This is a genomic window from Vibrio sp. 10N.247.311.51 (genome assembly GCF_041467855.1).
GTDB lineage: Bacteria > Pseudomonadota > Gammaproteobacteria > Enterobacterales > Vibrionaceae > Vibrio > Vibrio coralliirubri.
The window spans coordinates 16,509-36,653 of the sequence record NZ_JBFSVK010000010.1; the positions used below are offsets into that span (position 1 = coordinate 16,509).

The window sequence follows — 20,145 nt, forward strand, 5'->3', positions numbered from 1 at the left end:
GGTGCTCCTTTTTGATATTCGATACTGAATTTACTGTACCTGATACAAGCGTTACGTCTACGCCCAACCGTTTGGTGATTTTCTGCGACGAGGCATGATGTGTGGCAGAACAAGGCCTAGAAGTAGACCAATACCCGCAACACCACCACCGTACATGAAGTACTTTAATAGCAGGTCGTCTTTCTGAGTGTCTAGCTTAGCGCGCAGTTCACGGTTCTCTGTTTGAGAGCTCGTTAGTTGTTGGCTAATTTCACTGTAGTTCTGTTCTAGTTCAGCAATCTGCTTGTTACGAGAATCTAGAGAGCTTGCTAGGCCAGCTTTTTCGCTGTCAGCACTCTGACGAGCATTCGCTAGCTTACCTTTAACTTCCGTCAGCTCTTTCTCTAGCTTAGGCATACGCAGTGCCATGCTTTCTTGAGTGCTTACAAACTTGCTTTCAACCCAACCTTTACGGCCACGGTTGTCTTGAATTTGGGTGTAACCCGTACTCTTGTTAGTTTGTAGGTATGTAATCTTTTCACCAGCATCAACACTACCGATGATACGGAATGTGTTGTTTGGGCCAGAATGCATATAAGTAAATAGTTTGTCAGCAATATAACGGTCTTGTGCAAAGGCAGCTGGAGCCGCAAGCATTGCGAACAAAACTAAGCTAATCAGTTTTTTCACAGTAAATCCCTTAACGATTCAAATTGGGTAGGCGTATGAGTCAGCCTCAATCAGCAAATAATATTTAGTTTCTTTATGCGGTGCAACAAAGAAGGGAGGCAAAGCCTCCCTTTCTGTGCGTTTGAGTCAATAATGACATGGCATTTACATATCGTTACTGAAGCTCACACTATTCTGACGCTAGTATTCACTAACGCAGTCGCGATTACATAGTAAACGCAGCTTGAATTCCGTAGAAGAACACAACAGCAAGTAGAGCACCTGCAGGCAGTGTCACAATCCAAGAAGCCACGATATTACGTACAACACCTAAGTTTAGTGCTGCAATACCACGAGCAAAACCAACACCTAATACTGCACCAACGAGTGTTTGTGTAGTAGAGATTGGAAGGCCAGTACCTGAAGCTAGTACAACTGTACATGCCGTTGCAAGTTGTGCAGCAAAGCCACGGCTTGGTGTTAGTTCTGTAATACCAGTACCAACGGTTGCCATTACTTTATGACCCATTGTTGCAAGACCAACAACGATACCGAAACCACCTAGAGGAAGAATCCACCATGCGATAGTACTCTTACCTGTGATTTCACCCATGTGCTCAACGGTTGATACAACAGCAGACAGTGGACCAATCGCGTTCGCAACGTCGTTTGAACCGTGTGCAAAGGCCATCGCACAAGCTGTGATAACCATTAGTACCGAGAAGATGCCTTCAACACCGGCAAAGCCGTGGTCTTCTTCACGATTAGCAAATTTCTTCTGGATGTATAGGTAACCGCCGACCATAACAAGCGCAGAAACGGCAGCAGCCCAAACCCATGCTTCAGTGTTGCTTAGGTGAAGACCAACGTGCTTAAGACCTTTCTTGATGGTTACAAGTGCAATCACCATCGTTGTGATGAACATGTATACCGGTACAAAGCGTTTCGCGTTGAATAGCGGGTTCTCTGTATCAAAAATCAGTCGTTGAGCACTTACAAATATCACGTAAGCGAAGAAGCCGGAAATAACGGGTGTGATAATCCAACTGCCCACAATACCTTGAACACTGTTCCAGTCTACAGCTTCAGTACCTACAGAAATACACGCAAAACCGATGATTGCACCGATGATTGAGTGAGTCGTAGAAACAGGCCAGCCCATGTAAGAAGCGAGAAGTAGCCATGTACCAGCAGCAAGAAGTGCTGACATCATGCCGTACACAAGTACATCAGGTTGATGAGCGAATAGAGACGTTTCGATAACACCTTTACGGATCGTGTCTGTTACTTCGCCGCCCGCAAGGTAAGCACCTGCGAATTCAAAGATCATTGCGATAATGATCGCTTGTTTAACGGTTAGAGCTTTAGAGCCTACTGAGGTGCCCATTGCGTTCGCAACGTCATTTGCACCAATACCAATAGCCATCAAGAAACCGAAAGCTGCTGCAACAATAATCAGGACAGTGCCGTAGTTAGCAAGGATATCCATCGTAATACCTAGTTGTTTGATAACAAGCGGAACAAATTTAGACGCAAAAAACCGCTCAGCGAGAGGAATACTCAGCGCATAAGTGGTTTGTTCAAAAAATGCTCTTCGTTATATGGTTAACGTATGATTTAAGATCGAGAAAGCATTACTTCAAGACGAGCGCCTACACGCTGTGCTTGATCTGCAATACCACCAACCCATTCAAGAATTTTGTATAAGAACATGATATCAACTGGATTCAGATCGCCTTCAATTGCCATTAGTTGTTGGCGTAGTTCGATCTGCATCGCATCCGTGTCATCTTCAATTACATCTAATTGATGAATCATTTCGGCAACGAGTGTTACTTCACGGCCTTTAAAGCCAGTCTCAAGTAATTCGTCTAATTCATTGATTACGTTTTGTGCTTGGTTCGCTGCATCTAGACAACGTTTAACGTAAGCGATGAAGTTTTCTTGCATAGGAGCAGGAATGACAAGTTGACGACCATATACACGGCCAGCAATGTCTTTCGCTAGGTTTGCGAGTTTGTCTTGTTGAGTTAATAGCTCCAACATATCGGTGCGATCAACTGGCATAAACAAACCACGAGGAAGTTTAAGGCGAATTTCACGTTTTAGTACGTCAGCTTCTTTCTCAAGGTGAGAAATTTGAGCTCGAATTTCTGATGCTTTTTCCCAGTCACCTTTTGAAGAAACTTCAAAGAAATTAACTAGGTGAGAACAACATTCGTTCACGCATACTACGTGACGCTGCAAAGGTTTAATTGGGGACTTTGCAAATAACCCCATAATTGTATTTACTGGCATGGTCATCCAACCTAATAAATAATAACCTTAAAACAACATACACCATATTCATGGTGAAATGTTAAGCGATGGCTACAAAGTCGCGCATGTTAACCTAATCAATCTCTCATTAAAACTGTTTTAGATCATCATAAGGGCGATATTTCTGACTTGCCGACTTTTCAAATTGGCAATATCCTGTCCCTATCTTCACAGAAAGGTATAACTATGGAAACCGAGATAGAACTGAAGTTTTTTGTTTCGCCTGAATTTTCAGAGACTTTACGCAATAAAATTGCTGAAACTAAAGTACTTCAGCACAGTTGTCGTGAGCTAGGTAACATCTACTTTGACACCGCTGACAACTGGCTACGTAAGCACGATACAGGCTTACGCATTCGACGCTTTGATGACGTATTTGTACAAACCGTAAAGACTGCTGGTCGTGTGGTTGCTGGCCTGCATCAAAGGCCTGAATACAATGCAGAACACGACAGCAACGAACCTAAGCTAGCCCTGCACCCAGAGGATATCTGGCCAGCGGGTAAAGACATCGAAACGTTACAAGCTGAGCTGACTCCTCTGTTCTCTACCAACTTCACGCGTGAGCAGTGGTTGATTGGTATGCCTGATGGTAGCCAAGTCGAGGTCGCATTCGATCAAGGCTTCGTTGAATCAGGCGATCTGCAAGAACCGATTTGCGAAGTTGAATTGGAACTTAAATCCGGTCAAACGGATGCGCTATTTACATTGTCTCGCCAATTCTGCGAACAAGGTGGCATGCGTTTGGGTAACCTAAGTAAAGCAGCTAAGGGTTACCGCCTTGCTCAAGGTTATCAAGGAGATGAAGTCACTCCTTTGACCTTAGTTGATACTGACAAAAGTGATACTGTTGAATCGTGTTTCATTCAATCTTTAGAGCATGCTCTCGCTCATTGGCACTATCACGAGCAGATCTTCACTGAGCGCCAATCGATTGAAGCGCTGCACGAGATCAGTCACTCGCTGAGTTTTATTCGTCAAACCTTCACTATCTACGGTGGTATTGTCCCAAGACGCGCGAGTGCTATTTTACGTCAAGAGTTGAAGTGGCTTGAGCAAGAGCTCGACTGGCTGAAAAGTTATGATCACTTCGAAGACTTGCTGGAAGATAAAGGGCACGTGCTGCGTAAACTTGATGCGCGTAAGTTCTTAGTCGCTGAGCTTAAAGAGATGCAAGAGCAACTGCCAGATCGTGAAGATCTGCTTACCTTGCTGAGTTCTGCTCGTTACACTGGTTTATTGTTGGATCTGAGCCGTTGGATCTTGTCTCGTGGCTGGCAGCCTTTCTTAGATGAGAAAGCGCGTGAACAAATGGGTCGTGGTATCGAATGGTTTTCTGTGCAGCAACTCGATCGCACATGGGCAGATTTGATGGAAGCTTTCCCGCCAGAGCGAGTAATGACCAGCCAAGCGTATATTGAGCAGCAATACCGTTTGATGCGTAATCTGTATTCTGGTGTTGGTTTCGCGAGTTTATATGATGACGCTGAGCGAAACAGCTTCCGCTTGCCATGGGCCGATATGGTGCAAGGCATTGATGATTTGCTGGCACTTAAAACACTGGAGCCTTTGACTGAAAAGTTGGAAGGTGATGAGAAGGTTCAGCTAGAGCGTTGGTTGGCTCGTCAAGAAGTGTCCATTCTGCATGCGATGGAACAGACGCGCCAAATCAGTGTTGAGGTTGAGCCATACTGGCAAGACTAAACTCAACAACCGTATCAATATAAGTATGAATTTGAAAATAGGGCTACGGCCCTATTTTTTTGTTTGTTGCTCAAGTTTTTCGAGTCGCTCTAAGATCTTTTGTTGCTGCTCGATGATCTTCTCAAGGTGTTTCTCTTTGTTTTCCGCTCGTTGATTCTCATGATGAGTTGGGGAGGTGATCAAAGAAGTAATCAAGCCTGAAATCATACCAAACACACCGACACCGCAAATGATCACCATAGACGCGACTAATTTTCCTGAGCTCGTGACTGGATAATGATCGCCATATCCCACCGTACTGATAGTAACGAAAGCCCACCATAAAGCATCTTGGCCAGTGGTGATGTTGGCATTGGGATCTTTGTGCTCTAACAGCAATATTGTTCCAGCTCCAATGGTCAGGAGAATGACCAGCAACAATATAATTGAGGCGAGGGTGGTTTCTTTGCGATTGCGGAATAGCTCTCTGAAAACGCGTTTACCCGAGCGAAGCACAAGAATGACACGCAGGATCTGAAAAATGCGAGCGAAACGAAGTGGTTCGATCATTGGGATGCTTGCTAAGAAATCGATCCAGTGTACTTTTAGAAATTCTTTTTTGTTTTGTGATCTGAATAGATCAATCGTGAGCTGAAAAAGAAAAACACTACAGATTATAAAATCGAGGCCGATAAGGACTTGTTTCGATTCTTTATCGATCGGTACGAACAATAAGCCTGAGATCACAAATAACGCTAAGAAAGAGAGAATCAGTGACAATAAGCTCATCGGCTTGGTGGCGTCTTTGGTATTATTCAACATTCATACGAGGCTCAAAATAAATCGCGAACTTTGACTGACATAGCCACCTCGCGGATATAGAAGCCATCAATATATAAGAATTAATGGAGAACTGACAATGACTAAACTGTCATTCAAGCCGTGGGAAAGGGTAATCTCTGACGTTCGTCTCGTTCCAAAAATGGTCATGTTGATGATATTCAGCACTATCTTGATCATTTCGAAGCAGCTATGGGACGCAAGTACGTTTTATGATTCATTGCTTGCTGTAACCAACAATGCGCAAGTCGCACAACAGCATTACGAGACTTACCTAGTTCAAGTGGCTTGGCAAACAGCCTTAATGATCATTGTGTTTGTGGTTCTTCTATTAGCAGCGGCGCGCGTTATGCTGCGCCAGACTCAATACCTTAATGACGCAATTAAAACCATGGCCGACAAGAACTTATCAGTGCCGATTCAAATGGACTGTAAAGATGAATACGGCGACGTGGCACGTGAACTTGAAAAAACTCGCGTTCAACTGAACGACATGATCAAAACTCAGGTGGCCTCTTCTGATGAGCTGTTTGCTCTGACGGAAGTGATGACCATCAGCATGTCTGAAACCAAAGATTCAGTTCAAGAAGAGTTCAACGAGATCGATCAGCTGGCAACAGCAATGAGTGAGATGACGTCGACGGTACAAACTGTCGCTGAGCATGCGCAAAGCGCTTCGTCATTGACGGAACAGGCATCAGGCCAAGCTCTTACTGGCCAGAAGTTCGTTCAAGGATCAGTGTCTAAGATGAGTGAGCTATCTTCAGATATCGCAGCATCTGCAGCAGCGGTAAACCAAGTAGAAGAACGAGTTGACTCAATTGGCAGTGTGGTTGGTACTATCCAAGGCATTTCAGAACAAACAAACCTATTAGCATTGAACGCTGCGATTGAAGCGGCACGTGCAGGTGAAGCGGGTCGTGGTTTTGCGGTTGTTGCCGATGAGGTTCGTAACCTTGCACAGCGCACTCAGCAAGCAACGGTAGAGATTCAAGACATGATCAGTCATCTACAAAGCAGCGCTAACTCTGCGGTAGAACTGATGGAGAAGAGTGTTGTTGAAGCTGCAGAAGGTGTTGATCTGGTGACTAACGCGGGAAGTGAGCTTGACGGCATCGTAAGCCAAGTCAATCAAATCAATGATATGAACTTCCAGATCGCGACCGCTGCAGGTCAACAGAGCAGTGTTGCTGAAGAGATGAGCGTCAACCTGACTAATGTACGCGAGCTTGTTGAAGCTTCAGTAGTGGTGGTTGGTGAACTGCTAGAGACCTCTCAGCTTATGGAAAGCAACGCACAAGAACTCGACGGTAAGATTAAGCAATTTAAGGTTTAGTCCTCAGCACCGAATCTTCATCGGTAAAGGCTTATTTCCAGAGACGGTTTCTCGGTTGTAAGGTCTACCAGATAAGTTAATCGATAAAACGCCCACATTGCTAATGTGGGCGTTTTTTATTGGCGTAACTTTGGTATAACTTACCTTTAGTTATGAAAACTCGTTATTGAAGAACTGAATCGATAAACCGATTGTTCGGCGCGCAGCTTATACAAGGAAGAAACATGCCATTGCCTTCTCAACTCATCACTCACTCCCAGTCTGCTTTTGATCAATTATTAGAGCATCAAAGTGAAGCCATCAATACTTGGTCTGAGCCACTGACTGAAGATCTTAAACGTGTACTCGGTTTAAGCTGTTTTATTGGTGATTGCCTGCAGCGTGATACGGTTTTATGTGGTGACTTACCTGATATGTTGGCATGCGAAGAACGCGCTGAAGCGTACCGAGAACGACTGGCTGAATTACTTTCTGGTTGCATCGATGAAATGAGCGGTCAGCGCGTGCTGCGTCAATTCCGAAATCGAGAAATGACCTACATTGCTTGGCGTGATTTTATGGGGGCGTGGGAGCTAGAGCAGAGCCTAAATCATCTATCGATGTTGGCTGAGGCGATGATCTTCGAAACCTACCAATGGCAGTACGATGTTTGTTGTAAAGAGTGGGGCACACCTTGTAATGAGCAAGGTGAAGCACAACCGATGCTGATCATTGGTATGGGTAAGTTAGGAGGCGGTGAGCTTAACTTCTCTTCCGATATCGACCTGATCTTCACCTACCCAGAGAATGGTGAAACCCAAGGTGCAAGACGCAGCATTGCCAACGCACAATTTTTCACGCGTTTGGGGCAACGTATTATCAAGGCGCTTGATCAGCAAACCTTCGATGGATTCTGCTATCGAGTCGACATGCGCCTGCGCCCGTTTGGTGAGAGTGGTCCACTTGTGATGAGCTATGCCGCACTTGAAGACTATTACCAAGAGCAAGGGCGCGATTGGGAACGCTACGCTATGGTTAAAGCGCGCGTGATGGGCAGCGAGATGTATCCTGAGTATCAAGAGCTTCGCCAAATGCTACGTCCGTTTGTGTTCCGCCGTTATATTGATTTTAGTGCGATTCAATCTCTGCGCCGAATGAAGTCTATGATCAGCAGCGAAGTGCGCCGTCGTGGCTTATCAAACAACATCAAACTGGGTTCTGGTGGTATTCGTGAAGTTGAGTTTATTGCGCAAGTCTTCCAATTGATTCGTGGTGGACGCGAGCCTAGCTTACGCGGTCGAGGGTTACTCGAAACCTTAAGTGCGATTGAATCCCTTCATCTGCTAGAGTCTGAAGAGGTGGGGCACCTACGAGAAGCTTATCTGTTTTTGCGTCGCCTTGAGAACCTGTTACAAGCCATGGCTGATAAGCAAACTCAAACCTTACCTGACGGTGAATTCGAACAACTGCAGCTTGCGGTTGCCATGCAATTTTTCGATTGGGATAGCTTGATTGTGGCAACTCGCGCCCATATGGCGAATGTACATACCGTGTTCGAAGACCTAATTGGCGTTGATGAAGATGACGCTAATCCGATCGCGAGTCATTTTAGCGAACTGTGGGATATGGCCCATAAACCAGATGTGATTGAACATGTTCTGGAGCATGATATTGCGGTCGCTAGCCCACCCGAAGCGGCAAAAACGATTATTCAGTTTAAAGCCGACTTAGCTAAGAAGACTCTTGGTCCACGCGGGCGTGAAGTCCTCAATCGACTGATGCCAAAAGTCTTTCAAGCGCTGTACACCGCTAAGGATGCCGAGTTTGGTTTGTCGCGAGTACTGCATCTGCTGCATAAAATCGTTACGCGTACCACTTACCTTGAGCTGCTAGATGAACACCCTGCAGCGTTGACTCAGTTAGTTCGTTTATGTACGGCAAGTCCGATGATCTCGGAGCAGTTGGGTCGTTATCCAATCCTGTTAGATGAACTTATCGACCCTCAACAACTTTACAATCCAGTGCCTTTAGAGTCTTACAAGACCGAGCTGCGTGATTACCTAGCCCGTATCCCTGAAGATGATATGGAGCAACAGATGGAAGGCCTGCGTCAGTTTAAGCAGACCTGTATTTTGAGAATTGCAGCCGCGGATATAGCGGGTGCTCTACCTGTCATGAAGGTCAGTGATCATTTGACCTACTTAGCCGAAGCGATTGTTGAAGCTGGCGTTAACCAAGCTTGGCTGCAGGTGTCAGCTAAGTTTGGTGAGCCGACTCACCTTAAAGACCGTGAAGGTCGCGGTTTTGCGGTTGTCGGCTACGGTAAAGTGGGGGGCTGGGAGCTGGGCTATAACTCCGATCTCGATATTGTGTTCATGCACGACTGCCCGGTACACATCTATACTGATGGTAAGAAAGAGATCGATGGACGCCAATTCTACTTAAGATTGGCGCAGCGTATTATTCATATTTTCTCGACCAGAACTGCTTCTGGCATTCTGTACGAAGTAGACACTCGCCTACGCCCTTCGGGTGCATCTGGCCTGTTGGTGAGTCCAACCGATGCCTTTGACGAGTATCAGCACAATGACGCGTGGACTTGGGAACACCAAGCCTTGACTCGCGCTCGCATGATTTATGGTGATGAGTTATTGGCTTCGGCATTTAACAAAACACGTCATGAGGTTCTGTGCTTAGCGCGTGATGAGGCAACACTCAAAAAGTCCGTTGTGGATATGCGTGAAAAAATGCGCGGCCATTTAGGCGGTAAAAAAGCTGATCGATTCATGCTCAAACAAGATGCGGGTGGTATTACCGATATTGAATTCTTGGCGCAATATTTAGTGCTTCGGTACAGTAATGATAAGCCAAAGCTTACTCGTTGGTGTGATAATGTACGAATCTTCGAAAGCTTGTTGTCACAAGGGATTATGGACGAACAGCAAGGCATGGCATTAACTCATGCTTATACAACATTAAGAGATGAAATCCACCACCGTAATCTACTCAATCTTGATGCGGATGTGGCGATTGAAAAGTTTGAAATGGAAAGAGAACATGTTGTTCAAGCATGGAAGCAGTGGATGGAAGCATAATCCAGTCACAGAGTAGTGACGGATGTGTCTATCTTGATAGGCTTTTACTCATTTATCTATAGTTTAGCCTCTGTAATCAGTGTGCTAGACTCTAGCCAGATTCGATTTTTGGAGATCCATAATGAAACCAATTCTACCTGACTACAGCCAATCAGGCGTTCTTGTTGTCGGTGACGTCATGCTTGACCGTTACTGGTATGGCCCAACTGGCCGTATTTCACCAGAAGCGCCTGTACCCGTTGTAAAAGTAGAAAATAACGAAGAGCGTCCTGGTGGTGCAGCCAACGTAGCAATGAATATTGCTTCTCTTGGTGGCCATGCTCATATCGTTGGTTTGACCGGTAAAGATGAGCCTGCTGAGGTGTTAAAAAATACCTTAGGCGCACTGAAGGTTAAATGTGATTTCGTTGAGTTAGAAGATTACCCAACCATTACTAAATTGCGAGTGATGAGCCGTGGTCAGCAGCTAATTCGCCTTGATTTTGAAGACAAATTTGAGAATACGGACCCTGAGCTTGTTTTATCTCGTATGGAGCAAGCGCTGCCAAATGTGCGCTCGGTAATTCTATCTGATTACGCAAAAGGTGCGTTGGAGCATGTGCAGAGCTTTATCCAAAAAGCACGCGCAGCAAAAGTTCCCGTGTTTATCGACCCGAAAGGCGCAGACTTTGAACGCTACCGTGGTGCGACTTTATTGACGCCAAACATGGCTGAGTTCGAGTTGGTTGCTGGCAAAGTAAAATCTGAAGAAGAAATGATCGAAAAAGGACTCGCGTTAATCGAAGAGTTTGATTTCGAGGCTTTGTTGGTAACGCGCAGCGAACATGGTATGACTTTGCTTCGCAAAGGTTTGGAACCATTCCACTTGCCGACTCAAGCGAAAGAAGTGTATGACGTGACGGGTGCGGGTGATACGGTTATCTCGGTACTGGCGGCTTCTGTTGCTGCTGGTAAGCCACTGGATGAGGCGTGTGCACTGGCGAACGCTGCTGCGGGTGTGGTAGTAGGTAAGCTTGGTACATCTACACTGTCTACGATTGAGTTAGCGGAAGCGATTCACGGTAGTCAAGACACAGACTACGGTGTTATCTCTGAAGCGGCACTGGTTGAAGCGGTGAAGCGTGCTCGTGCGAAAGGCGAGAAAGTAGTTATGACCAATGGCTGCTTTGATATTCTACATGCTGGTCATGTTTCTTACATGAACCATGCGGCTGAGTTGGGCGATCGTTTGATCGTTGCGGTGAATACGGACGAATCAGTGAAACGCTTGAAAGGCCCTGGTCGCCCTGTGAACCCAACTGATCGTCGTATGGCGGTATTGGCTGGCTTAGGTGCAGTTGATTGGGTTGTGCCATTCTCTGAAGATACCCCTCAACGTTTAATCTCTGAGGTACTGCCAAGCATTCTTGTGAAAGGTGGTGATTACAAGCCTGAAGAGATTGCTGGTGGCGCGGAAGTGATTGCTGCTGGTGGTGAAGTGAAAGTACTTAACTTTGAAGATGGTTGCTCTACCACTGAAATCATTAAAGCGATTAAAGGTGGTCGAGGCTAAGTTTTAGCGCTCAATACCAATATTCGACAGATAATAAAAATGCCGCTCAATGAGCGGCATTTTTGTAACGGTAACTTGAGTAATTAAGAGTTACTTACTTGCTACTTTTAGACCTGCGTTTACATCAACAATGTCTTGTTCGCTTAGCGTACCAACCGCTTGACGAAGCTGAAGTACACTTAGGATGTAGTTGTAACGAGCATCTGAAAGGTTTTTGTTCGCATCATATAGACGACGAGTTGAATCTAGTACGTCAACGATAGTACGAGTACCTACATCAAAACCAGCTTCTGTTGCTTCTAAAGCAGACTGAGCAGACACTACAGACTGTTCGTAAGCGCGTAGAGCACCGATCGAAGCACTGATGTTGTTGTTGAATGCACGTACGTCTTTTACAACGCTACGGTAAGTCGCTTCTAGATCTTCACTTGCTGCAACGTAGTTGTATTCAGCCTGTTTAGTCAAAGAAGTTGTGCTACCACCCGTGTATAGAGGTACAACTAAGTTCAAACCGATGTTTAGGTTGTCAGAGTCGTAGTCATTTACGCTGTTAGAGCTGTCTGTCTGTTCTGCAAGACCGTAGCTACCATCTAACGTTAAGCTTGGTAGGTGACCAGAGCTTGCTAGAGAGATATTATCTTTCGCTACATCTTGAGAGATACGTGCAGCCAATAAGCTAAGGTTCTTTTGTTCTGCTTGTTCAACAAGTGCAACTGCAGATTCAGAAGATTTGCTTGCTGAGAAACGATCAGTATCTAGGATGCTTAGGTTAGAGTGTTCCTGACCTGTAATCTCGCGTAGACCTTCGTAGCTATTCGTTAGGTCGTTCTCTGCAAGAACTTCATCAGCCAAAACGCCATCGTACTGAGCTTGCGCATCGTGTACATCGGTGATTGCTGAAAGACCTACTTCAAAACGCTGTTTAGTTTGCTCTAGTTGACGAGCAACCGCTGCTTTCTCTGCACGAACAAACTCTAGGTTATCTTGAGCTCGAAGCACTTCGAAGTATGCTGTCGCAACACGAAGGATCAAGGCTTGTTGTTCTGCCGCGTAAGCTGAATCAGATTGACGAGCAGTTTTCTCTGCCGTGTCTAGAGTGATCCAAGAAGAACGCTGGTAAAGCTCCTGACTGAAACCAATGCCAACACCCCATTGGTTGTTATCATTGCTCATATCGCTTCGGTCACCACGATTAATATCGTAGTTAGCTGTTAGATTAATTTGCGGTAACAAAGAGCTACGGCTTGACGTTACTGCTTCAAAAGCGGCATCGCGCTGCGCTGCTGAACGAAGAAGTTGTGGATCGTTCTGTTTTGCTTGGTCGTAAACTTCAGCTAGCGTATCAGCAAAAGCTGACGAACTCAGGCTGCCAATTGCTGCACTGATAAATAGTGGAAGCAGTTTTTTCATTTTCCTATTCCTGCCTTTTATGGAATTTTCTTTAAAAGAGTTTAACCCAGTTTGGTGGTAATTTACTCGAAACTTTGCACTTTTTTACAGTTAACTGTCCACTTGTGCAATATTTATTTTTTAAAACTTAACTTTAATTATAAATTTTATATAAAAAGTTGAACCTTATCCTTGGTAGTTAACTCGGACAATGAGTAAACTATAAAGATCACTTAGTGAGGTACCAAATGCAACAGTATGACAATCAACGACATGAGTTTACTCCGCAAGATGTGGAAATAGTCTCAAAAGAGACGCTGTTTCGTGGTTTTTTCAAAATGGTTAAGTACACATTTAAACATAGACTGTTTGAGGGCGGCTGGAGCCAACCAATAGAGCGTGAGATGTTTGAGCGTGGACACGCTGCCGCTTTGCTAGCTTATGACCCTGTGCGAGATGAAGTGGTGATCGTTGAACAGATCCGTGTCGGTGCCCTAGAGCATGAGAACCCATGGCAATACGAAATTGTTGCTGGGATCATTGATACCGATGAATCACCACAAGATGTCGCTCGTCGTGAGGCGATGGAAGAAGCCGGAGTCGAAGTCGGGTCTGTGTTGCCTATTACTTCGTATTACCCTTCATCTGGTGGTTGCTCTGAAAAGCTCGACGTCTTTGTTGGCTGTGTTGATGCAACGACAGCCAAAGGGGTACACGGATTGGACTACGAAGGTGAAGACATTCGTGTACAAGTGATGAGTCGCGAAGCAGCTTATCAGTTGGTAAAAGATGGTGTATTTGAAAATGGAGCCACGATCATTGCGCTACAGTGGCTACAATTGAACTACCAAGAATTACAGTCAGAGTGGATAGATTAACGTCATGCCAAATATCGCGGTCAAAAAACCGTATCATGTTGATCTTGCTGAATTGATGCGAGTTTACGAGACTAACTATGCCAAACTGAACGCTTTGTTACCTGTTGGGCATGAGGTTGGTGACGTTCGCTGTTACCAAGCCGTTAATATGGTGTATCAATTGACAGTGAATGAGGTCACAAAATACACCACATTAATAGATATATGTCAGAGTGACGCGATGCCAGTGTTTCCTTTGCCAAAAATGTCTGTCAGGCTATATCACGACGCTCGAGTTGCAGAAGTGTGCGCTAGCGGGGATTTTTCGCGAGTCAAAGCGAAATATGACTATCCCAACACTAAGCTTCTGCAAAAGGACGAGAAATTTCAATTGAATAAATTTCTTGGGGAATGGTTAACGTTTTGTTTAAAAACTGGTATCAGCCGAACCCCAATTGCCTTTTAATTGAGCCGATTTATCAACACTTTTAAAGTCTAAACAGTAACGTATCTGGATTTGTTATTTTGGAATTATCACACACTTCAAAATTTGATGAGAGCACTATTAAGCTGGTGCAGCTAACGGACACGCATTTATTTGCGCCGAGCAATGGCAGCTTATTAAGCATCAACACTCAAGATAGCTTTCGTGCTGTAGTCGATGGCATTGTTAGTCAGGGTTTTGACTATCAAGCGATTTTAGCAACCGGTGATATCTCTCAAGATCACAGTGCTGAGTCGTACCAGAAATTTGAGTCAGGGATTCAACCTTTGGAAAAGCCATGCTATTGGCTGCCAGGGAACCATGACTTTAAGCCTAATATGGGCAGTGTTTTACCATCACCACAAATACAGTGTGTTGAGCATGTCTTGCTAGGCGATAACTGGCAGATGGTGATGCTAGACTCGCAGGTGGTTGGTGTGCCTCATGGTCGCCTCAGCGATCAACAGCTTGACCTGTTAGAACAGAAGCTGACGGAGTTCCCTGAACGTAATACCTTGGTTCTATTGCACCACCATCCATTGTTGGTTGGCAGCGCATGGTTGGATCAACATAACCTAAAAGACGCCGATCAATTTTGGGATGTGGTTCAACAGCACACCAATGTTAAAGCGGTACTTTGTGGTCATGTTCATCAAGACATGAACCGAGATCATCATGGTGTACAAGTCATGGCAACCCCATCGACTTGTGTGCAATTCAAACCTAACTCAGATGACTTCGCGGTCGATACTTTGTCTCCGGGTTGGAGAGAGATTGAATTACATCAAGACGGAACAGTGAGCACGCAAGTTCGTCGTCTGCCTCATGGGCAGTTCTTGCCTGATTTTAAGGCTGCTGGTTACTAATGAAGGTGGTTATTGATGACAGGCTCTAATCAGCAAACCGCTAAGCCATCACTGCTTCTCTATATTCATGGGTTTAACAGCTCATCACGTTCTCATAAAGCGAATGTGATGGCAGATTACTGTGCGGAGCATCGCGCTGATATTAAAGTTGTAACTCCTCAACTGCCGAGTTTCCCTCAGCAAGCGGCACTTCATTTGCAGCAGCTGGTGAAGCAATACAAAGAGCAATATCAAATAGCGTTGGTCGGTAGCTCGCTGGGTGGCTATCTTTCAACATGGCTGAATAGTCACTATGGTTTTAAGGCGGTGGTTGTAAACCCAGCAGTGAAGCCGTATGAACTTCTTGCTGACTATTTAGGTGAACAAGTAAACCCATACACAGATGAACGATATGTACTGGAAACAAAGCATATTGATGAACTGAAGGCGTTAGAGGTTTCGGCTATCGCTAAGCCGAGCGACTTCTGGTTACTTCAGCAAACGGAAGACGAAGTTCTGGATTACCGACAAGCGGTAGAGAAGTACCAAGGTGCAACACAGACAGTAGAAGAGGGCGGGGATCATAGCTTTGTTGATTTTGAACGCTACCCACAACAAATCATCACCTTTCTAAATCTTTAATCTGTTCCACCAACCAAGTGATTTTCTCTTGTTTGCCTGTTATTTCATCTATCAATGGTGAAATATCATAGTTTGATGTCTTAGTTTTTGAACTAGCTTGACATCATTACTCAGCTTCCAGACTATATTCCCCAATACTTCGCTCGTTCGCTCTACTATGACGGTTCATAGTAATGATTCTGCTTTAGTGAAACTGGAGCTAGCGAACTGACGCAAACTTTTTGAGTAAACTCCGTATTATGACTGAACAATATAATGCAAAAGACCTCGAGGTACTTGAAGGTCTCGATCCTGTGCGACACCGCCCGGGAATGTATACCGAGACAGAAAGACCTAACCACCTTGCCCAAGAAGTCATTGATAACTCGGTCGATGAAGCACTAGCGGGACACGCTAAGAAGATCAAAGTGGTACTTCATGCAGACCAATCGTTAGAAGTTACCGATGACGGCCGTGGTATGCCTGTCGATATTCACCCTGAAAAAGGGATCTCAGGTGTTGAGCTGATTTTAACTAAGCTCCACTCTGGCGGTAAATTCTCGAATAACAACTACAAGTTCTCGGGTGGTCTGCACGGTGTAGGTATCTCGGTTGTAAACGCGCTGTCAAAACGTGTTGAAGTGACCGTACGCCGAGAAGGTCAGGTTCACGAGATCGCACTTGAAGGCGGTCATGCAGTAACAGAGCTTACTGTAACGGGCACTTGTGGTCATCGTAACAGCGGTACATCAGTGCATTTCTGGCCTGATCCTAAGTACTTCGATAGCCCTAAATTCTCGACACTTCGTCTGATTAACAACCTACGTGCAAAAGCAGTGCTTTGCCCAGGTTTAGAAATTACCTTTATCGACAAAGTCGGTGGCGAAGAGCATAAATGGTTCTATGAAGATGGCCTAAAAGACTACCTTGCCGAAGGCGTGAAAGGTTACACCTTACTGCCTGAAGAACCGTATGTTGGCGAATTCGTTGCTGAAACAGAAATGGCAAACTGGGCGATCATCTGGCAGCCAGAAGGCGGCGATATGATCACCGAAAGTTACGTGAACTTAGTACCGACTAAACAAGGTGGTACACACGTAAACGGTCTTCGCCAAGGTCTGCTTGATGCAATGCGTGAGTTCTGTGAATTCCGTAACCTTCTGCCGCGTGGCGTTAAGTTAACGGGCGACGATATTTTCGATCGCTGTTCGTACGTACTATCGGTGAAGATGCAAGATCCGCAGTTTGCTGGTCAAACAAAAGAGCGCTTGTCTTCCCGTCAAACTGCTGCGTTTGTGTCTGGTGTGGTTAAAGATGCGTTTAGCCTGTGGTTGAACGAAAAGCCACAACTGGCAGAACAGCTAGCAGAAGCTTGTATTGCGAATGCACACCGCCGTATGCGCGCAAGCAAAAAGGTTGTGCGTAAGAAAATCGCTTCAGGCCCGGCACTGCCGGGTAAGCTAACTGACTGTTCAGTTCAAGATTTAAGCCGTACCGAAATCTTCTTCGTGGAAGGGGACTCGGCGGGTGGTTCTGCTAAACAAGCACGTGATCGTGAGTTCCAAGCGGTGATGCCACTTCGCGGTAAGATCCTAAATACATGGGAAGTGTCAGCAGACCAAGTATTGGCTTCGCAAGAAGTGCACGACATCTCGGTGGCTTTGGGTATCGACCCGGACAACGATGATTTATCAGGCCTGCGTTACGGTAAGATCTGTATTCTTGCCGATGCGGACTCGGATGGTCTTCATATCGCGACACTGCTATGTGCATTGTTTACCCGCCATTTCCATGCATTAGTTGAAGCGGGTCATATCTATGTGGCAATGCCTCCTCTGTATCGTATCGATTGCGGTAAAGAAGTGTTCTACGCACTTGATGACGCAGAGAAAGACGGTGTGCTTGAGCGACTATCGCAGAAGAAAGCCAAGATCAACGTGCAACGATTCAAAGGTCTGGGTGAAATGAACCCACTTCAGTTGCGTGAAACCACCATGGATCCAAACACTCGTCGCCTTGTTCAGTTAACGATTGACGACAGCGAAGCGACCAACGAGATGATGGACATGCTGCTTGGTAAGAAACGTGCAGATGATCGCCGTACATGGCTACAGACTAACGGTGATATGGCCGAGGTATAATGGATGTCTAACGAAATTACATATGATGGCGTTGAACAGCTGCCAATGCGCAAGTTCACCGAAGATGCCTACTTAAATTACTCAATGTACGTGATCATGGATCGTGCATTGCCGTATATCGGTGATGGCTTGAAGCCAGTACAGCGTCGTATTATCTACGCGATGTCTGAGCTAGGCTTGTCGGCTGCATCGAAATACAAAAAATCAGCACGTACCGTTGGTGACGTATTAGGTAAGTATCACCCACACGGTGACTCTGCTTGTTACGAAGCGATGGTACTGATGGCGCAGCCTTTCTCTTACCGCTACCCATTGGTCGATGGTCAAGGTAACTGGGGTGCTCCGGATGACCCGAAATCGTTCGCTGCGATGCGTTATACCGAAGCGAAATTATCTAAGTTTGCTGAGGTTCTTCTAGGTGAACTAGGTCAAGGCACTGTTGACTGGCAACCAAACTTTGATGGCACGATGAAAGAGCCTCAAATGTTGCCTGCCCGTCTTCCTCATATCCTGCTTAACGGTATCACGGGTATCGCGGTAGGTATGGCGACGGATATTCCACCACACAACGTGCGTGAAGTCGCTAATGCAGCCATTCACCTAATTGATACGCCTAAGTCTGAGCTTTCAGACGTGATGGGTTTCATTCAAGGTCCAGATTATCCGACAGAAGCTGAGATTATCTCTCCGAAATCGGACATCGAAAAGATCTACCGTACTGGACGTGGCAGCATCAAGATGCGTGCGGTTTGGCACAAGGAAGGCTCTGATATTGTTATCACGGCTTTACCTCATCAAGTGTCAGGTGCGAAGTTACTTGAGCAAATCGCTAACCAGATGCGCGCTAAGAAGCTGCCAATGGTTGACGACTTGCGTGATGAATCTGATCACGAGAACCCAACGCGTATCGTTGTCGTTCCTCGCTCAAATCGTATCGACTGTGACCAATTGATGAGTCACCTGTTTGCTTCGACGGATCTAGAGAAAAACTTCCGCGTTAACCTGAACATGATTGGTTTAGATAACCGTCCTCAAGTTAAAGGCTTAGTTCAAATCCTGAAAGAGTGGATTGAGTTCCGTCGCACAACGGTTCGTCGTCGTTTGCAGTACCGTTTAGATAAAGTACTGGCACGTTTGCACATCTTAGAAGGTTTGCTTGCTGCTTATCTTAATATCGATGAAGTGATTGAGATCATTCGTACAGAAGACGAACCATGTCCTGTCCTAATGAGCCGTTTCAACATCTCTGAAATTCAAGCCAATGCGATTCTTGATATTAAACTTCGTAACTTAGCTAAGTTAGAAGAGTTTAAAATCCGAGCTGAGCAAGAAGAGCTTGAAGCTGAACGTGAAAAGCTTGAAAAGCTACTTGGTTCAGAGCGTCGCTTGAATATGCTGATCAAGAAAGAAATCCAAGCAGATGCAGATAAATACGGCGATGATCGTCGTTCACCTCTGATTGAGCGTGCTGAAGCGAAAGCGCTAACTGAACGCGACTTAGTACCAAGCGAACCAATCACGGTTGTGTTGTCTGAGAAAGGTTGGATTCGTCATGCCAAGGGGCATGAAGTTGACGCTGAAGGTTTGAACTACAAATCGGGTGACAAATTCTTAGCGAGTGCTAAGGGTAAGAGTAACCAGCAAGCGGTGTTCCTCGGCAGTGATGGCCGAAGCTACTCCCTTGAGTCACATTCATTACCGTCGGCGCGAAGCCAAGGTGAGCCAATTACAGGCCGCTTGAACGTCAGCCCAGGTACTTCTATTCGCCAAGTGGTGATGGGAGAGAATGAACAATTATGGTTAGTCGGTTCTGATGCAGGTTATGGTTTTGTTTGTAAGGGTAGCGATCTGCTGTCCAAGAACAAGAGCGGTAAAGCTTTGGTTAACTTGCCACAAGCTTCTGAAGTGATGATGCCAAGCCCTATTGCTGACTTGGACAGTAACCAGATTCTGGCGATTACTAACCAAGGTCGTATGTTATTGTTCCCGATTAAAGATCTACCTCAGCTGAGCAAAGGTAAAGGCAACAAGATCATCAACATCCCTTCTGCGAAAGCAAAAGAGCGTGAAGAGTTTGTCTCACATCTTATGGCTATCCCAGAGAATGCGACGCTGACTATCTACGCCGGTAAACGTAAGCTTGGTTTGAAACCTGCGGATCTTGAAAACTTCCGTGGTGAACGTGGTCGTCGTGGTGGTCTACTGCCTAGAGGACTACAGCGAGTGACTCGCATCGATATCGAAGAGCAAAGTGAATCGTAGAGATACTTGAAACAATCTTTAGATAAAAGAAAACCCAGCCTATGAGCTGGGTTTTTTGTACTTGTGTATTAGCCGCTTGAATCACTGCTTACAG

General features: G+C 45.5%; 15 protein-coding genes. 10 read left to right on the forward strand and 5 right to left on the reverse strand.

Annotated elements, in window-relative coordinates:
• Positions 1 to 57: 57 nt before the first annotated feature.
• From AB6E85_RS11210 to AB6E85_RS11220, 3 genes are all read right to left on the reverse strand, one after another.
• Positions 58 to 669, reverse strand: coding sequence for a TIGR04211 family SH3 domain-containing protein (locus AB6E85_RS11210; protein ID WP_017629377.1), 612 nt, complete (start codon positions 667 to 669; stop codon positions 58 to 60).
• Between the two features lie 205 nt (positions 670 to 874).
• Entirely contained in the window at positions 875 to 2,137 is a 1,263-nt protein-coding gene (locus AB6E85_RS11215) for an inorganic phosphate transporter (protein ID WP_048609672.1), read from the reverse strand.
• A 128-nt stretch (positions 2,138 to 2,265) separates the two neighbouring features.
• Positions 2,266 to 2,946, reverse strand: a complete 681-nt coding sequence (locus AB6E85_RS11220; protein ID WP_010434644.1) for a TIGR00153 family protein — start codon at positions 2,944 to 2,946, stop codon at positions 2,266 to 2,268.
• Positions 2,947 to 3,153: 207 nt separating this feature from the next.
• On the opposite strand from AB6E85_RS11220, the gene AB6E85_RS11225 reads away from it, so the two are divergent.
• Positions 3,154 to 4,671 (forward strand): inorganic triphosphatase, encoded by a 1,518-nt coding sequence (locus AB6E85_RS11225; protein WP_017102953.1) that lies wholly within the window; start codon positions 3,154 to 3,156, stop codon positions 4,669 to 4,671.
• 51 nt (positions 4,672 to 4,722) lie between these two features.
• Here AB6E85_RS11225 and AB6E85_RS11230 read toward each other — a convergent pair whose 3' ends face one another.
• Positions 4,723 to 5,472: an ion transporter gene (locus AB6E85_RS11230; RefSeq protein ID WP_333007649.1), complete on the reverse strand. Its 750-nt coding sequence runs from the start codon at positions 5,470 to 5,472 to the stop codon at positions 4,723 to 4,725.
• Positions 5,473 to 5,569: 97 nt separating this feature from the next.
• Between AB6E85_RS11230 and AB6E85_RS11235 the strand changes: the two genes are divergently transcribed.
• The 3 genes from AB6E85_RS11235 to hldE all read left to right on the forward strand — a co-directional run bounded on the left by AB6E85_RS11235 (position 5,570) and on the right by hldE (position 11,452).
• Entirely contained in the window at positions 5,570 to 6,826 is a 1,257-nt protein-coding gene (locus AB6E85_RS11235) for a methyl-accepting chemotaxis protein (protein ID WP_372142703.1), read from the forward strand.
• A 224-nt stretch (positions 6,827 to 7,050) separates the two neighbouring features.
• Entirely contained in the window at positions 7,051 to 9,900 is a 2,850-nt protein-coding gene (gene glnE / locus AB6E85_RS11240) for a bifunctional [glutamate--ammonia ligase]-adenylyl-L-tyrosine phosphorylase/[glutamate--ammonia-ligase] adenylyltransferase (protein ID WP_372142704.1), read from the forward strand.
• 121 nt (positions 9,901 to 10,021) lie between these two features.
• Positions 10,022 to 11,452, forward strand: a complete 1,431-nt coding sequence (gene hldE, locus AB6E85_RS11245; protein ID WP_017061423.1) for a bifunctional D-glycero-beta-D-manno-heptose-7-phosphate kinase/D-glycero-beta-D-manno-heptose 1-phosphate adenylyltransferase HldE — start codon at positions 10,022 to 10,024, stop codon at positions 11,450 to 11,452.
• A gap of 90 nt (positions 11,453 to 11,542) precedes the next feature.
• On the opposite strand, the gene tolC is transcribed toward hldE, so the two are convergent.
• A complete protein-coding gene (tolC, locus tag AB6E85_RS11250; RefSeq protein ID WP_019824182.1) occupies positions 11,543 to 12,862 on the reverse strand; it encodes an outer membrane channel protein TolC in 1,320 nt (439 codons plus the stop codon).
• A 227-nt stretch (positions 12,863 to 13,089) separates the two neighbouring features.
• On the opposite strand from tolC, the gene nudF reads away from it, so the two are divergent.
• The 6 genes from nudF (at position 13,090) to parC (ending at position 20,051) form a co-directional block, all read left to right on the forward strand.
• Positions 13,090 to 13,719 carry an ADP-ribose diphosphatase gene (nudF, locus tag AB6E85_RS11255; protein WP_372142706.1) on the forward strand — a complete coding sequence of 210 codons (630 nt, stop codon included), beginning with the start codon at positions 13,090 to 13,092 and terminating at the stop codon, positions 13,717 to 13,719.
• 4 nt (positions 13,720 to 13,723) lie between these two features.
• Complete coding sequence (locus AB6E85_RS11260) at positions 13,724 to 14,164, forward strand: DUF1249 family protein (RefSeq protein ID WP_008222561.1); 441 nt, start codon at positions 13,724 to 13,726, stop codon at positions 14,162 to 14,164.
• 59 nt (positions 14,165 to 14,223) lie between these two features.
• Positions 14,224 to 15,048, forward strand: coding sequence for a 3',5'-cyclic-AMP phosphodiesterase (gene cpdA / locus AB6E85_RS11265; protein ID WP_017061426.1), 825 nt, complete (start codon positions 14,224 to 14,226; stop codon positions 15,046 to 15,048).
• Positions 15,049 to 15,063: 15 nt separating this feature from the next.
• Positions 15,064 to 15,669, forward strand: coding sequence for an esterase YqiA (yqiA, locus tag AB6E85_RS11270; protein WP_048614924.1), 606 nt, complete (start codon positions 15,064 to 15,066; stop codon positions 15,667 to 15,669).
• 239 nt (positions 15,670 to 15,908) lie between these two features.
• The gene (gene parE, locus AB6E85_RS11275) at positions 15,909 to 17,789 is read left to right on the forward strand and encodes a DNA topoisomerase IV subunit B (protein ID WP_017061428.1); all 1,881 of its coding nucleotides are present in this window, start codon (positions 15,909 to 15,911) and stop codon (positions 17,787 to 17,789) included.
• Between the two features lie 3 nt (positions 17,790 to 17,792).
• Positions 17,793 to 20,051 (forward strand): DNA topoisomerase IV subunit A, encoded by a 2,259-nt coding sequence (gene parC / locus AB6E85_RS11280; protein WP_372142707.1) that lies wholly within the window; start codon positions 17,793 to 17,795, stop codon positions 20,049 to 20,051.
• Positions 20,052 to 20,145: the final 94 nt, after the last annotated feature.

Coding starts and splice junctions, on each gene's coding strand:
- AB6E85_RS11215 (WP_048609672.1), bottom strand. CDS start 2,137: ATGGATATCCTTGCTAACTACGGCACTGTCCTGATTATTGTTGCAGCA.
- AB6E85_RS11220 (WP_010434644.1), bottom strand. CDS start 2,946: ATGCCAGTAAATACAATTATGGGGTTATTTGCAAAGTCCCCAATTAAA.
- AB6E85_RS11225 (WP_017102953.1), top strand. CDS start 3,154: ATGGAAACCGAGATAGAACTGAAGTTTTTTGTTTCGCCTGAATTTTCA.
- AB6E85_RS11230 (WP_333007649.1), bottom strand. CDS start 5,472: ATGTTGAATAATACCAAAGACGCCACCAAGCCGATGAGCTTATTGTCA.
- AB6E85_RS11235 (WP_372142703.1), top strand. CDS start 5,570: ATGACTAAACTGTCATTCAAGCCGTGGGAAAGGGTAATCTCTGACGTT.
- glnE (WP_372142704.1), top strand. CDS start 7,051: ATGCCATTGCCTTCTCAACTCATCACTCACTCCCAGTCTGCTTTTGAT.
- hldE (WP_017061423.1), top strand. CDS start 10,022: ATGAAACCAATTCTACCTGACTACAGCCAATCAGGCGTTCTTGTTGTC.
- tolC (WP_019824182.1), bottom strand. CDS start 12,862: ATGAAAAAACTGCTTCCACTATTTATCAGTGCAGCAATTGGCAGCCTG.
- nudF (WP_372142706.1), top strand. CDS start 13,090: ATGCAACAGTATGACAATCAACGACATGAGTTTACTCCGCAAGATGTG.
- AB6E85_RS11260 (WP_008222561.1), top strand. CDS start 13,724: ATGCCAAATATCGCGGTCAAAAAACCGTATCATGTTGATCTTGCTGAA.
- yqiA (WP_048614924.1), top strand. CDS start 15,064: ATGACAGGCTCTAATCAGCAAACCGCTAAGCCATCACTGCTTCTCTAT.
- parE (WP_017061428.1), top strand. CDS start 15,909: ATGACTGAACAATATAATGCAAAAGACCTCGAGGTACTTGAAGGTCTC.
- parC (WP_372142707.1), top strand. CDS start 17,793: ATGTCTAACGAAATTACATATGATGGCGTTGAACAGCTGCCAATGCGC.